Annotated in this window: 14 protein-coding genes and 1 tRNA gene; 5 read left to right on the top strand and 10 right to left on the bottom strand. The window is 66.7% G+C overall.

Annotated elements, in window-relative coordinates:
- Positions 1-277: 277 nt before the first annotated feature.
- A complete protein-coding gene (locus tag Q0309_RS07860) occupies positions 278-643 on the bottom strand; it encodes a response regulator (RefSeq protein ID WP_299439235.1) in 366 nt (121 codons plus the stop codon).
- 195 nt (positions 644-838) lie between these two features.
- Complete coding sequence (locus Q0309_RS07855) at positions 839-1,243, bottom strand: DUF423 domain-containing protein (protein ID WP_299439233.1); 405 nt, start codon at positions 1,241-1,243, stop codon at positions 839-841.
- 429 nt (positions 1,244-1,672) lie between these two features.
- On the opposite strand from Q0309_RS07855, the gene Q0309_RS07850 reads away from it, so the two are divergent.
- From Q0309_RS07850 to guaB, 4 genes are all read left to right on the top strand, one after another.
- Positions 1,673-2,071, top strand: coding sequence for a hypothetical protein (locus Q0309_RS07850; RefSeq protein ID WP_299439231.1), 399 nt, complete (start codon positions 1,673-1,675; stop codon positions 2,069-2,071).
- A 584-nt stretch (positions 2,072-2,655) separates the two neighbouring features.
- Entirely contained in the window at positions 2,656-3,657 is a 1,002-nt protein-coding gene (locus tag Q0309_RS07845) for a Ppx/GppA phosphatase family protein (protein ID WP_299439229.1), read from the top strand.
- Positions 3,654-4,457 carry an RlmE family RNA methyltransferase gene (locus Q0309_RS07840; RefSeq protein ID WP_299439227.1) on the top strand — a complete coding sequence of 268 codons (804 nt, stop codon included), beginning with the start codon at positions 3,654-3,656 and terminating at the stop codon, positions 4,455-4,457. The genes Q0309_RS07845 and Q0309_RS07840 overlap by 4 nt, the downstream gene beginning before the upstream one ends.
- A 101-nt stretch (positions 4,458-4,558) precedes the next feature.
- Positions 4,559-6,022, top strand: coding sequence for an IMP dehydrogenase (gene guaB / locus Q0309_RS07835; protein WP_299439225.1), 1,464 nt, complete (start codon positions 4,559-4,561; stop codon positions 6,020-6,022).
- A gap of 258 nt (positions 6,023-6,280) precedes the next feature.
- On the opposite strand, the gene cysK is transcribed toward guaB, so the two are convergent.
- Positions 6,281-7,255: a cysteine synthase A gene (gene cysK, locus Q0309_RS07830; RefSeq protein ID WP_299439223.1), complete on the bottom strand. Its 975-nt coding sequence runs from the start codon at positions 7,253-7,255 to the stop codon at positions 6,281-6,283.
- A 236-nt stretch (positions 7,256-7,491) separates the two neighbouring features.
- Between cysK and Q0309_RS07825 the strand changes: the two genes are divergently transcribed.
- Positions 7,492-7,567 (top strand) — tRNA-Ala (locus tag Q0309_RS07825).
- Positions 7,568-7,666: 99 nt separating this feature from the next.
- On the opposite strand, the gene pseI is transcribed toward Q0309_RS07825, so the two are convergent.
- From pseI to pseB, 7 genes are read right to left on the bottom strand one after another with little or no spacing between them, the layout of a single operon-like run.
- Positions 7,667-8,746, bottom strand: coding sequence for a pseudaminic acid synthase (gene pseI / locus Q0309_RS07820; RefSeq protein WP_299439220.1), 1,080 nt, complete (start codon positions 8,744-8,746; stop codon positions 7,667-7,669).
- Positions 8,739-9,443, bottom strand: a complete 705-nt coding sequence (locus Q0309_RS07815) for a hypothetical protein (RefSeq protein WP_299439218.1) — start codon at positions 9,441-9,443, stop codon at positions 8,739-8,741. Before Q0309_RS07815 ends, pseI begins: the two co-directional genes overlap by 8 nt.
- A complete protein-coding gene (pseG, locus tag Q0309_RS07810; protein WP_299439216.1) occupies positions 9,440-11,020 on the bottom strand; it encodes a UDP-2,4-diacetamido-2,4,6-trideoxy-beta-L-altropyranose hydrolase in 1,581 nt (526 codons plus the stop codon). Before pseG ends, Q0309_RS07815 begins: the two co-directional genes overlap by 4 nt.
- Entirely contained in the window at positions 11,020-11,703 is a 684-nt protein-coding gene (locus Q0309_RS07805) for a PIG-L deacetylase family protein (protein WP_299439214.1), read from the bottom strand. The genes pseG and Q0309_RS07805 overlap by 1 nt, the downstream gene beginning before the upstream one ends.
- Positions 11,700-12,404 carry a pseudaminic acid cytidylyltransferase gene (gene pseF / locus Q0309_RS07800; protein WP_299439212.1) on the bottom strand — a complete coding sequence of 235 codons (705 nt, stop codon included), beginning with the start codon at positions 12,402-12,404 and terminating at the stop codon, positions 11,700-11,702. Before pseF ends, Q0309_RS07805 begins: the two co-directional genes overlap by 4 nt.
- Positions 12,401-13,594, bottom strand: coding sequence for a UDP-4-amino-4,6-dideoxy-N-acetyl-beta-L-altrosamine transaminase (gene pseC / locus Q0309_RS07795; RefSeq protein ID WP_299439210.1), 1,194 nt, complete (start codon positions 13,592-13,594; stop codon positions 12,401-12,403). Before pseC ends, pseF begins: the two co-directional genes overlap by 4 nt.
- A complete protein-coding gene (gene pseB, locus Q0309_RS07790; protein ID WP_299439208.1) occupies positions 13,591-14,592 on the bottom strand; it encodes a UDP-N-acetylglucosamine 4,6-dehydratase (inverting) in 1,002 nt (333 codons plus the stop codon). The genes pseC and pseB overlap by 4 nt, the downstream gene beginning before the upstream one ends.
- Positions 14,593-14,635: the final 43 nt, after the last annotated feature.

Below are 14,635 nucleotides of genomic sequence, written 5' to 3'. Positions count from 1 at the left end.
TGGCAACCTCTCAATCGCATTTTTCCGGCTTTCAGCAGAGTCTGGGTATAAAGAACAAATACATACGTCATCCCGAAGCGTCCGTTAGGACGCGAGGGATCTCCCAAGGTCGTGTGCCGACGGTCCGGAAAACGTGTGACGATTTCCGTCGCTTGGTATCAAACACGGTCCGACTCATGACAAAGGCCGTCGCACCCTGTCGACGGCCTGTGTGTTTTTGCGCGCTGCGTCCGTCGCACTCGGGCGTCGCCCCCGGGCGACACCTCGACCGCCCCGGTCAGTTCATGAACTTGGCCACGGTCTGCAGGAAATTGGCCACCGAGATCGGCTTCGCGATATAGCCCTCGCATCCGCCCTCGCGGATCTTTTCCTCGTCGCCCTTCATGGCAAAGGCCGTGACGGCCACCACGGGGATGGCCTTCAGGTCGTCGTCTTCCTTCAGCATCTTGGTGATCTCCAGGCCGGAGATCTCTGGAAGCTGAATGTCCATGAGGATCAGGTCGGGCTTATGCTCCCGCGCCATCCCCATGACGTCCCGGCCGTCGCTGGTCTGCAACGTGGCATACCCATGCGCCTGCAACAAATCGTTGAACAGCTTCATATTCAACTCGTTGTCTTCAACGATCAATATGGTCTTGGACATGGTTCCCTGCCTGCCTTACGCGGCCCACGACGAACAGCCACACGACGAACAGCCACACGACGAACGGCCAACCTGGCGTTGCGTGCCGACCGAGTACACCTTCACCTGAACGCCCGCCGAACAGCACTTTCATATGCTACACCACGCTTGTACCCGGACTCGCCCCGGAATCCAACAGCCCGCAACGGTCGCGCCTCAGCTTTTTCCGGGACCGGACGGGGCGAGACGCCAGCCGGCCACGGCCAGCCCCGCCCAGCCCAGCATGAACGCTGTTCCGCCAAAGGGGGCGACCATCCCCAGCGGCCAGCCGGCCAGGGCGATCCCGTACAAGGCGCCGCAGAACAGCACGATCCCGGCCAGGAACAGCGCGCCCGCGCGGCCGGCCCAGCGCGCGACCCCCGAGCCCGGCCCGGCCAGCACGCTCAGCACCCCGCACAGCACCAGGGCGATGGCGTGAATGGCCTGATAGCGCGCCGCCGTTCGCACCAGTTCCACCGCCCGCGCATCGCCCCGCGCCTCCAGGCCGTGCGCGGCGAAGGCCCCCAGGGCCACCGAGAGCAGGCCCATGACGGCGCCCAACACGATCCACCACCGCGCCATGCTTGGTCTCTCCCTGTTCGCGCCGCTCATGGGCCCCCTCCGGAACACGCCACGCCTCGCCGGTGATCACCGTGACGTTGTACGGAGGCCCTGTAACCGTGGATGAGATCTGCGGAGACGATAGCATGACGCAAACGCGACCAGACAGAATCATCCGGCCCCCCGGGTGCACCTACCAATCGGGCAAGGCGCCTAGCGCAGATCGCGTGCCATTTGACCCGCTCGGCAGGGCATATGGGACGCGTGAATCCGCCCTAACGATTTGATTTTGAGCAGAGTCACGTGAACACTCTGAAACACGGGGTGATTCAGATTGTTCACATGACTCTGCTCTAGCATGATGGAACGGACCGGCGGGCTCAAACAATACATCCACGGGCGTCGTGAATGGCCCGAGCACGTTACGGAGAAAGAGGGGAGAGGTTCAGCATGTCCGACAATGCGCCCAAACCGCCAACGAACGGGGGCACGAACAGTCTTGAGATCGGCCTGGAGGGACAAGGATCGGCGAACCTGATCTATATCCTCTATCTGGCCGGCCTCTTCTTTCCGATCACGGCCCTGGTCGGCGTGATCCTGGCTTACATCAATCGCGGCAAGGCGCGTGACACCGTCCTTGGCAGCCATTTCACCTTCCAAATCCGAACGTTTTGGATCGGGTTGCTGGCCATGGTCGTGGGTGGCCTCCTGTCGCTGATTCTGATCGGGTACCTGCTCCTGCTGGCGTGGGTCGTCTGGATGTTGACGCGAGTCATCACCGGAATGCAGGCGCTGGGCCGCAACCAGCCCGTCGCGCGGGTCGCGTCCTGGGGCTTCACCGCAACCTGACACAAACGCGCCAGCCAAGAAAGCCAACGTCGTCGCGCCCGGACATTGCAGGGCAATCGGGTGAACGGAGGCCCATCGTCGAGACGGCCATCCGGGGTAGAGGCCCGCACAAAACCCGTCATTGCGAGCCCGCGTCGCAAGACGCGGGCGAAGCAATCCAGGGCGTCTTCATGATGTATTCGCCCTGGATTGCCCCCTTGTGGGGCGGGGGCCAACCCCCGCCCCACAAGCCCTGGATTGCTTCGTCACTTCGTTCCTCGCAATGACGGATTGCGTGTTCTTTAGGGGAAACAATTCACTCATGCGGGTTTTCGCTCCCACAGGGGTCGTTCACCCGATTGCCCTGCCGGACATTGCCGTTTCCATGCCGGGTCGATGTGCTTTACGATCCTATAGACGTACCACCGCCACCCAACCGCCAGCCCATTGATCCGAGAGGACCCGTGCCGTTCGAGCGCCCGCCCAGGTCAGCGACAGGATCCGCGACGGTCGCCGCGTTGGAAGCCGCGGCGGTTGGTGCGGATGGGGCGGTGTGTGTTGATCGGCGGCCCGCGCCGACGGGGCAGCCCCCGTCCCTCGGCCCGATGGCGTCGCCGGCCGCGCTCGGCCGGCCCATCTTCGTGGCGGTCGATCTCGGCACCAACAACTGCCGCATGTTGGCCGCCCGGCCCGACCCGCGCGGCGGCTTCCGCGTGGTCGATTCCTTCTCCCGCATCACCCGCCTGGGTGAGGGCCTGCACGAGACCGGCCGCCTGTCGACGGTCGCCATGAGCCGCACCATTGACGCCCTGCGCGCGTGTGCCCGCAAGATCGGCCGCCACCGCGTCACGGGCGCGCGCATGGTGGCCACCGCCGCCTGCCGCCACGCGGTCAACGGCGCCGCCTTCCTCGACCGCGCGGCAGCGGAGACGGGCCTGCGTCTGGAGATCATCCCGGCCGAGGAAGAGGCCCGCCTCGCCCTGGCCGGCTGCGCCCCGTTGCTGCGGCCCGGGTGCGAGGGGGCCGTGGTGTTCGACATCGGCGGCGGCAGCACCGAGCTGATGTGGGTGGTCCCGCGCGGCGGACCCAACGGCGCCATCGATCCGTGCATCGTCGACGTGACCTCGCTGCCGCTGGGCGTCGTGACGGTGGCCGAGGCACGCGGCGGCGACCTGTGCGAGCTCTCCTACGGCGCCGTCAAGCAGGATGTGGCCGCCGCCCTGTCGGCCTTCGACCGACGCCACCGAATCGCCGACCGGCTGGCCGCCGGCGAGACGATCCAGATGCTCGGAACGTCCGGGACCGTCACCACGCTGGGCGGCGTGATGCTCGACCTGCCGCGCTACAACCGGGACAGCGTCGACGGCCTGGAGGTTGACTTCATCTCCATCATGGCCGTCAGTCGGCGCCTGCGCGAGATGACCTGCGAGCAGCGCGCCCGCCATCCCTGCATCGGCACCGACCGCGCCGATCTGGTGGTCTCGGGCTGCGCCATCCTGGAGGCCATCTGCGATCTGTGGCCGGTGGGGCGTCTGCGCATCGCCGACCGGGGCATCCGCGAGGGCGTGTTGATGGACCTGATGCGCGCCGCCGGGGTCATGGCATGAGCGCTCGCGGCCGGGGCGGCGGCAAGGGTGGCGCCAAGGGTGGTGGAGGACGATCCGGATCCGGCGGGGGCAAGCCGGTCGGGGCATCGCGCAAGCTGCACACCCGGGTCGAGACGGCGCGGGGCCGCAAGACGTCGTCCACCCGCTGGCTGCAGCGTCAGCTCAACGACCCGTATGTGCTGGAGGCCCGCAAGCAGGGATTCCGCTCCCGCGCCGCCTTCAAGCTGATCGAACTGGACGACCGCTTCCATATCCTGCGGCCGGGCCTGCGCGTGGTGGACCTGGGCGCCGCTCCCGGCGGCTGGACGCAGGTGGCCGTGGCGCGGGTGCGCGCCGGCCGGCCGCCGGGTGACGGCCCGGGCGGGCGCGGCGGCTCCGGGATGGTGGTCGGCGTCGACATCCTCGACTGGGCCGAGGTCCCCGGCGCCCAGTGCCTGACCCTGGACTTCATGGAGCCGGACGCCCCGGAAGTGGTGCATCGCCACTGCGGCGGCCCGGTGGACGTGGTGCTGTCGGACATGGCGGCGCCGACCACGGGTCACGCGGCGACCGATCACTTGCGCATCATGGGCCTGGCCGAGGCGGCGTGGGCCTTCGCCGAGGAGACTCTGGCCCCCGGCGGCGCCTTCGTCTGCAAGGTGTTCCAGGGCGGCACGGAAAACGCCCTGCTGCGGCGCATGAAGACCCTGTGCGAGACCGTCAAGCACGCCAAGCCGCCGGCCAGCCGCAAGGACTCGGCCGAGGTCTACGTGGTCGCCCAGGGCTTCCGGGGCCGTCCCGAACCCGAAGCCACCGACTGAATGCACCCCCCGCGCGTCCGCCATGCGCCCCTGGCCTCTTGGCGCGGCCGGTCGCCCGTGGCATATCCGGGGCACCGCCGGAACCAGAAGGAGACTCCGCCATGGCCTTCCCCGAAGCCCTGACGTTCGATGACGTTTTGCTGCTGCCGGCGGAATCCGAGGTCCTGCCCGCCACGGCCCGCACGCGCACCAGGGTGACCCGCTCGATCGAGCTGGCCATTCCGCTGATCTCGGCCGCCATGGACACGGTCACCGAAAGCGCCATGGCCATCGTCATGGCCCAGTCGGGCGGGCTGGGCGTGATCCACAAGAACCTGGACATCGAGGCCCAGGCCGAGGAGGTCCGCAAGGTCAAGCGCTATGAGTCGGGCATGGTGGTCAATCCGGTCACCATGCATCCCGACCAGCCCCTGGCCGACGCCATGGCCATGATGGCCCGCCACAAGATCTCGGGCATTCCGGTGGTCGAGCGGGACTGCGGGCGCTTGGTGGGGATCCTCACCCACCGCGACGTGCGCTTCGCCACCGACATGGACCAGCCGGTCAGCGAGTTGATGACCAAGGACAAGCTGGTCACCGTCACCGAGGGTGTGACACAGGAGGAAGCCAAGCGGCTGTTGCACCGCCACCGCATTGAAAAGCTGCTTGTGGTCGATGACGCCTATCGCTGCGTGGGGCTGGTGACCGTCAAGGACATCGAGAAGGCCACCACCTTCCCCAACGCCGCCAAGGACGAGAAGGGTCGCCTGCGGGTGGCGGCCGCCACCGGCGTCGGCCCGGACGGCGTCGCCCGCGCCGAGGCCCTGCTGGACGCCGGCGTCGACGTGATCGTCGTCGACACCGCGCATGGCCATTCCAAGGGCGTGATGACGGCGGTGGAACGCATCAAGACGCTTTCCAACTACACCCAGGTGATCGGCGGCAACGTGGCCACGCCCGACGGCGCCCGCTCGCTGATCGACGCCGGCGCCGACGCCGTCAAGGTGGGCATCGGCCCCGGCTCGATCTGCACCACGCGCATCGTCGCCGGTGTCGGCGTGCCGCAGTTCAGCGCCATCATCGAGACCGCCGAGGTGTGCAAGGCCGCCGGCGTGCCGCTGATCGCCGACGGCGGCATCAAGTACTCGGGCGACCTGGCCAAGGCCATCGCCGCCGGCGCCGACGTGTGCATGATCGGCTCGCTGCTGGCCGGCACCGACGAGGCCCCGGGCGAGGTGTTCCTGTACCAGGGCCGCACCTACAAGGCCTACCGGGGCATGGGGTCCATGGGCGCCATGGCGCGCGGGTCGGCGGACCGGTACTTCCAGCAGGAGGTGCGCGATACCCTGAAGCTGGTGCCGGAGGGCATCGAGGGCCGCGTGCCGTACAAGGGCGCGGCCGGCACCATCATTCACCAGCTCGTGGGCGGCCTGAAGGCCGCCATGGGCTACACCGGCAACGCCACCATCACCGACCTGCACGCCAAGGCACGGTTCCGGCGCATCACCGCGTCGGGCTGGCGCGAAAGCCACGTGCACGACGTGGCCATCACCCGCGAGGCGCCGAACTATCGCGAGACGATGTAGGGGCCTTGGAAAAAAGCCCGCCGAACTGAACCAAATGTCGTCATCGCGAGCCCTCATCGGAACATAAGGGCGACGCAATCCAGAGCGGGAAACACAAATATTCGTCCTGGACTGCTTCGGCGCGCCGCGCCTCGCAATGACGGGTAGCTTGGCGTCTTCAACCGCCCGAGATCCCTCCGCCCCTGTCGGGGCGTTCGGGATGACGTTTTATGATTTGAAACAAACACATCTGTCATCCCGACGGGAGCGCCAGCGCTGTTACAATCCCTCGAACAGGGGCGTGGACAGGTACCGTTCGGCGAACGACGGCAGCACGACGACGATGGTCTTGCCGGTCATGTCGTCCCGGCTGGCGACCTCGGCCGCCGCCGCCAGCGCCGCGCCGGACGAAATGCCCACCGGCAGGCCCTCCAGCCGCGCCACCTCGCGCGCGGTGGCAAAGGCGGTCTCGTTGCCGATGCCCAGCACCTCGTCATAGATGCCGGTGTTGAGGATTGCCGGCACGAAGTTGGCGCCGATGCCCTGGATCTTGTGCGGCCCGGGCGTGCCGCCGCTCAGGATGGGGCTGTCCTCGGGCTCGACCGCCACCATGCGGACGGAGGGCTTGCGCGCCTTCAACACCTCGCCGACGCCGGTGATGGTGCCGCCGGTGCCGATGCCGGAAACCACCACGTCGACCGTCCCATCGGTATCCGCCCAGATCTCCTCGGCGGTGGTGCGGCGGTGGATCGCCGGGTTGGCCGGGTTCTCGAACTGCTGCAGCATGACGGCGCCGGGGATCGTGTCCACCAGTTCCCGGGCGCGTTCGACGGCGCCGTTCATGCCCTTGGCCGGCGGCGTCAGGTCGAGTTCGGCTCCCAGAAGCTGGAGCATCTTGCGGCGCTCGATCGACATGCTTTCCGGCATGGTGAGGATCAAACGGTAGCCCTTGGCGGCGGCGACGAAGGCCAGGGCGATGCCGGTGTTGCCCGACGTGGGCTCGACCAGGGTGGCGCCCGGCTTGATGCGGCCCTCGGCCTCGGCGGCCTCGATCATCGAGACGCCGATGCGGTCCTTCACCGAGGCCAGCGGGTTGAAGAACTCGCATTTGCCGAGGATGTCGCCCTTGGCGCCGTGCGCCTCACCGAAGCGGGACAGGCGAACCAGCGGCGTGGCGCCGATGGTCTCGGTGATGCTGTCATAGATGCGCCCCCGGACATGGGTGGTCGCATCGATGGCGGGGGTCGTGTCCATGCTAAAACTCCGATCTGCGAACGTTAAATTTAATGGCAACCCGAAGGTGCTCCGTATTTAATGGGTTTGGGAGTGTTTGCAAAGGGGGAGACGGGGCCGAGATCACGCCAGTCGACCCGATCGCGGCATACACCCGCCGTCGTTCGGTTTGATCACGACGCGAGGCTTGACTTTGCCGGCGCCGCGCAGCATCGTCCCGTCTCTCCGCCGCGCCGGGCCACCGCGCGGCGCTTCCCGGGGCCGTAGCTCAGTTGGGAGAGCGCAGCAATCGCACTGCTGAGGTCAGGGGTTCGATTCCCCTCGGCTCCACCAATGAAATCAAGGGGTTAGCCTGGGCGGGCTGGCCCCTTGTTGTTGTCCTGGCAGGGACCGGTGCGGCCCTGAACGGGAGAAGACGAGAGCCAGACGCGGTCAGGACGTCCGGAACAGATCGAACGTCACCGCATCGCCCCGCCGGGCCCCGCGCGGCAGGGTCAGGCCGATGACATCGTCCCACGCCACCGGCTCCAGCCCGTGTCCGGGACGGACGATCCGAAGATCGTCGGCGCTCAGCGCATGGCCGGGCGGACAGTCCCGCACGACGTACAGCGACCGGCGGAAGGCGCGCGACCCCTGCTCGGCCGCCGTGGGACCATACGAGACGTGGCCCAGCGCCTGCCACGCCCGTTCGGTCTCGGTCACCAGCGCCTTCATCTCCTCCGGCTCCATGGAGAACGTCGAGTCCACGCCGCCGTCCGCGCGGCGTAGCGTGAAGTGCTTCTCGATCACCGTAGCACCCAGGGCCACGCTGGCCACCGCGACCCCGATCCCGTGGGTGTGGTCGGACAGCCCCACCTCGCAGCCGAACAGCTCGCGCATGTGCGGGATGGTCAGAATGTTCGTGTTCTCGGGCGTGGCCGGATAGGTGCTGGTGCATTTCAGAAGCACGATGTCGCGACAGCCGGCGCCCCGCAGCGTTCGAACCGCCAGATCCAGTTCCCCGAGAGTCGCCATGCCCGTGGACATGATCACCGGCTTGCCGGTGGCCGCCACCCGGCGCAGCAGGGGCAGGTGATTGCTTTCGAACGACGCGATCTTGTAGACGGCCGCGTCCAGGTCCTCCAGCAGCTCCACCGCCGTGTCGTCGAACGGCGTGCTGAGGGGGATCATGCCGAGGTCGCGCGCCCGCTTGAAGAGAGGCTCGTGCCACTCCCACGGCGTCATGGCCTCTCGGTAGAGTTCGTGCAGGCGGCGACCCGTCCACGGGTTGTCCTTGCCCGTGATCAGGAAGTCATCGCGATCCACATCGAGTGTCATCGTATCGGGGGTGTACGTCTGCAGCTTCAGGCCGTGGGCGCCCGCGTCCGCCGCCGCCTCGACAATGGCCAGGGCACGGTCGAGCGACTGGTTATGGTTGCCCGACATCTCGGCGATCACGAAAGGCCTGTGGGCGCGGCCGATGAGGCAGCTTCCGAACGACATCCCGTCAGCGCCAACCATGGCATCAGTCATTGGACGCCTCCTCGCGTCGCGTGATGCGGACATCCGCGACGACGCCATCGCATCGACGGATGGCCCGCGTGAAGTCCAGACGAAACGGACCGACCTCCACAAAGGCGGCTGGATATCCCTGGGCATCGAGCATACGGATCATATCGTAGAGACCGTCCAGGTCGGTGGCTTGGGCCAGATTGCCGTCGCTTGGGGTGCGCCGGCGAAACACGACCGGCTCGCCCTCCTGCGGAACCGGGACGGGTTCGGTCGCCACGATCTCAACGATCATGTCTTCTATGATCCGGTCGGCGCGCAGAAAGATTTCCTCGGCAGCGCCAAGCAGACTAAGCGGGCGCTTCATGTAAACAGGGCCGGCGTCAAAGGCCTCGACACAGCGCAGGGCCGTGATTTTGGTCTCGCGATGCCCGCGTACGATCAAGTTCTGCAGCGGACTGCCGCCCCGACCGTACGGCAGGTCCGTCATATGGAAAATGACGCAGGGATACGCCTCGAAAACGGCTTTTGGAATTTTGTACGACCAATGCGGAAAAAACACGAAACGCGGCGCCAGAGCCTCAAGATGCGCCGGTGTCAACGCGCCCTTTTCCGTGATGGGGTGGACCGTTTTCCCGCACCGCGCCGACACCCGCTCGACCAGGCCGGCGTTCCATGGCCGGTCCGAAGCGATGACATAGGATTGCGGCGGCAGCGTCATCTTCGGTCCGTTTCGCGTGTGTTTTCAGGCACGTAAACATAATGCAGGCTGCCGGGCTCACTGTCCAGGGAGTCGAGCGGCCGTTCCGTAAACCCTGCGGCAACAAACGCCCGTTGCGAGGCGACATTGCCTGCTTTGACATAGCCGTGCAGCGCACGGGATTGACCGATGCCATCCCAGACCTGGCGCGCCAGCACAAGAATTCGCGTCCCCCAGCCACGCCCGCGCATCGCCGCGTCGACACTGTAGTCAATAACGTCCTCTTCTCCTTTTTGCTCGATCCGCACCTGCCCGACCGGCACGTGCGGTTTCAACTCCAGGACGTGCATATGGCAGGATGCCCTGTCCAAAGCGCGGCGAAACCAAGCCCTGTGCGTCGGCCACGGGACGGGCTCGGTCTCGAACGCCTGCGCCCGCACGCTTGGATCGTTCACCCAGAAATAATACTGGGCCATGTCGCCAACCTCGGCCGGCCGGAGCGCGAGATCGTGCCCGTCGCTCGGGACCACGATCTCGGCGACCTTGGCCGCGCCCCATCCATCCGTGAGCGCGAAAGCGGCCTGCGCGATGGCCTCCCGTTTTGCTGGCACCGCCAGCAGGTCGCGCACGGCCTCGGACAGACAGTCGTCTGTCACCGAGTCGTGACATCCCAGGAACACCGCGCGGCCTCCCTCCGCGAGGGCCGTCGCCAAGGGCCCTTGATTCGCCGCCACCGCCGTGACAATGGCCGGCAGACCAAGGCAACAGCGTTCCCAGGTCGTTGCTCCCCCAGCACCCAACGCAAGATCGGCGCGGGCCATCAGGTCCGCGAGACTTGGGCGCGGCTCATGCACGGTTGTGCCGGGACGGGCCGTGGCAAGAGAAACAACCTCGTCTCGATGGGGCGCGTTGACGCCCAACACGACATCCACCAAAAGATGCCGGAACGCCGGCTGGCTCAGGACGCGCAAGGCACGGGCGGTCTCGTTGGTCGGGTCGGTCGCACCGTAGTACACGAGGACTCGCGCCACCGGACCGTCGCGAGGACCGATTTGCCGTCGGGTCGCCGCGTACTCGGACCGCAACAGGGCATAACCGGGCCCACACAGGCGCCGACAGGCAGCCGGAACGAGACCGTCGTACCGCGCCGCAGGCTTCGGGTGATCATTCTGATCCAGCAGCAAATCGCAGTCGTGCGCCCGATTGGCGAGGTCGTCGATGACGAGGATAGCGCCAACATGGGGCCGCAGGACCTGCTCCCATGCACGGTCGAGCCCATAGTGGTCGACCACCAGCCAGTCCGGTCGCCAGCCATCCAATGCAGAGATGGTCTCGGCCGCGTCGGTGTCGATGGGTACACCGAGCCAGGCGGCATAGTCTCCGTCGGGGATCGGCCGGCGCGAGTCCGGCGGAGCCCGCAGCAACGAGACCGGCAAGCCAGCCAACTTGATTCGGTCGCCCATGTGCCCTGGATGGTCGCGGCAGATGAAGCGCACCTCGGCGCCCTGTTCTCTCAGGGCTTGGGCCAGCGTCAGGCAGCGCATCACATGCCCGGACCCGATGCGGGTCGATGCGTCCGCGCGGACCGCAACACGCATCAGACAATTTCCCGGCCCAGGCAGAAGGCTTCAGCCGCCTCCACGCCAACGATCGAGCCACGCCACCGCGCGAGGTGTTCCACGCCCTCGACCGACCGCGCATGTGGCCATGGGCGCATTTCAACATCATAAACATGCAACGCATCACGCTTACGTGCGAGGGAGGCGGATATGTCCACAAACACGTTGGGAAGGAACGGTGGCGCGCTGCCCGGCGGTTGCCATTCCGTGCTGGACGAGACCTCGAAAAAGAGCAGGCGTCGAACCGGATGGCCCGGCTGAGGCCGGCACGCGGTGACGACCGCCTCGTGCAGTCGCCGGTGATCGACATTCACATCGCCGGCATGATGCGTGAAAACCGTGCGTGGCGCCCACCGAGCCACCAATCCTTCGACAATCTTCACGATATCCAGGCGATCCATGGAATCCATTCGATTGTCAGGCAGGTCCAGCAACTCGACGGATCGCGCGCCGAGGATCCGCCCGGCCTCGCGCGCGGCCTCGCCCAGGGCCGACAAGTCGCCGGCCCGCGCGCTCCGATCGCGGTTTGGGTCGCGGCTGGTCGCGCCCTCGGCCGCGATGACGACATGGACGTCCTCGCCGTCGTCGGCCATCCGTGCGATCGTTCCCCCGCAGCCCAGGACTTCGTCATCCGGATGTGCCGCCAGGACCAGGGTCGTCATGATGTCTCCTCCCGCGCCCGATGCACCGCGAACAGGCGTTCCGCCGTCTCCCAATCCTCTTCCGTGTCGATGTCCTGCACACGGTGGCGCGGCAGCAGCACCGGCGCCGAGCGCGGGCCGAACAGCGGGCGGCGGGCCTGCCAGGCCTCGGCGCGGCCCCAATAGAACTGGCCGGCGTCGTGGTACGCGGGTTCCAGGTCCTGCGAGCGGGTGGTCAAATGTTCGGGCTGGACCATGACAACGCGGCCGTTCTCCGTCAGGCGCAACGCGCGCTGGATCGGGAATGGGAACGAGGTCACAGAAAAGGCGTAGTCCAGGTCCTGTCCGACGATCAGGTCGTGCCCCCGGCGCAGGTCGTCCGGCGTGACGAACGGCGCCGTGGCGTACAGGCAGCACACATACTCCGGACGGGCGGCACCCTGGGCATAGGCTTCGATGGCATGGGAGATCACGTCCACCGTGATCACGTAGTCATCGGCCAGCCGGTCCGGCCGGCGGAACGGGACCGCCGCCCCGAACGCGCGCGCCACCTCGGCGATCTCGTCGTCCTCTGTCGAGACGATCACGTCATCAAAGCAGTCGGCGGCCAGCGCGGCCTCGATCGACCAGGCGATCATCGGCTTGCCGCAGAACGGTCTGATGTTCTTGCGCGGAATGCGCTTGCTGCCGCCGCGCGCGGGGATGACCGCCAGGCTGGTCACGACAGGATCTCCCGCAAGGCGTCGGCCACCCGCGCCACCGCCTGATCCTCCATGTCGGGGAACAGCGGCAGCGAAAGACACCGGGCATAATAGGCGTCAGCGCCCGGCAGGGTCAGGTCCGGATACAGCGCGCGATAGTAGGGCTGGCGATGGACCGGCAGGTAATGCACCTGTGTGCCGATGCCGGCGTCCCGCAGCCGGGTTATCACCTGCGCGCGCGTCAGGCCGACCGCCGCGAAATCGATCAGCACGACATACAGGTGCCAGCCATCGTCTTCGGTGGCGCGACGCGGAACCGGCCGCGCCAACGGCGCCAAAGGCTCCAGCGCGCGATCATACAGCGCCGCCAGGGCGCGCCGCCGGTCGAGAAACCGATCCAGCTTGGCGAGTTGGCTGGCCCCCAGGGCGCAGTGCAGATCGGAGGCCCGGTAGTTGAATCCGGGCTCGGCCATCTCGTAGTACCAGGGATTGGCGTCGCCGGACAGGTCGTCGAAGGCCTGAACGGTTTCCGTGAACGCCCGGGGATCGCGCTCCATGCCGTGCGTGCGCAATCGGCGCAGGCGCTCGGCCAGCGCGGCGTCGTGCGTGGTGACCGCCCCGCCCTCGCCCATGGCCACCGTCTTGACGGGGTGGAAGGAGAAGCACGCGGCCACCGAACGCGGCGCCGCACCGACCGGGTATCGCTCACCCTCCAGCCAGTACGCGCCACCGAGCGCATGGCACGCGTCTTCGACCACGGGCAGACCGTGCCGGTCCGCCACGGCAAGCAGCCCCTCCATGTTGGCGCATTGCCCGTTGAGGTGCACCGCGAAGACGGCGCGCGGGCGCCCGGGCCCTGGTCGCGCCAAAGCCTGTTCGAGGGTTTCCGGCGTCAGCAGGCCGGTGTCCGGATCGACATCAGCAAAGCGCACGTCGGCGCCCGCGTAGCGCGCCGCATTGGCCGTGGCCAGGAATGTCACGGACGGCACCACAACGGCGTCGCCCGGGCCAAGGTCCAGCCCCATCGCCACAAGGTGCAGGGCCGCCGTGCCGGACGCGCACACCATGGCGTGCGGCGCACCGGTCGCGCCCGCCAACGCTGCTTCGAAGCGCCCCACCGCCGGGCCACCTGTCAGGGCCGGGCCGCGCAATACATCGACGACGGCGGCAATATCGTCGTCCTCGATGTGATGTCGGCCATAGGGGATCATGCCACGAGCTTCTCGTTGAGCTCTTTCAGTTCGTCGACGGAGAGGAAGTGCGGGTTGTCGCCCGAATTGTACTCAAAATCCGGATCCACGGGAGCGGCGGCTTCGCCCATGGCGTTGTTCGCGTAATCAACGTTGTGATCCGTGAAGCGGATGGTCGGCTGGATCACGTAGTGATCCTGGAACTCCAGCGTGATGTGAGCATAGTCGCGCGGACACATGATCTCGTGCAGCTTTTCGCCCGGCCGGATGCCGATGTGCTTGTGCGGCAGGTCAGGCGCCATCGCCTTCGCCAGATCGACCACGCGCATGGACGGAATCTTGGGCACGAAGATCTCGCCCCCCACCATGCGGTGGAAGTTCTTCAGCACGAAGTCCACGCCCTCTTGCAGTGTGATCCAGAAGCGGGTCATGCGGTCGTCGGTAATCGGCAGGTGGTCGGCGCCGTTCTTGATCAGATTGCGAAAGAACGGAACCACTGACCCACGCGAGCCGGCGACGTTGCCATAGCGCACCACGGCAAAGCGGGTGATCTTGGCGCCGGCGATGTTGTTCGCCGCGACGAACAGCTTGTCGGAGGCCAGCTTGGTCGCGCCGTACAGATTGATCGGGTTGGCGGCCTTGTCGGTCGACAGGGCGATGACCTTTTCGACCCCCGCATCAAGGCTGGCGCGAATGACGTTTTCGGCGCCATTGATGTTCGTACGGATCACTTCGTTCGGGTTGTATTCGGCGGCGGGCACCTGCTTCAGGGCGGCGGCATGGATCACGAAGTCCACCCCCTCCATGGCCTGCCGTGTTCGCTGGAAGTCTCGAACATCCCCAAGGAAAAAGCGCATACACGGGTCGGTGAACTCGGCCTGCATCTCAAATTGTTTCAACTCGTCGCGCGAATATATGATCAGTCGGCGCGGCTTATAGGTTTTCAGAATAGTTCTGGCGTACTGGTGACCGAACGATCCTGTTCCGCCCGTAATCAGGATGGATTTTCCGTGAAACATCGATGTTGTCTTTCTTCAGTCGACGCCGCGTTCCGTTCGTTTC

Origin of the sequence: uncultured Rhodospira sp., from assembly GCF_937138205.1 — a bacterium.
In the GTDB taxonomy this organism is placed as follows: Bacteria; Pseudomonadota; Alphaproteobacteria; order Rhodospirillales; family Rhodospirillaceae; genus Rhodospira.
The sequence above is the reverse complement of the archived record's forward strand: the minus strand, read 5'-3'. Positions and strand labels throughout refer to the sequence as shown.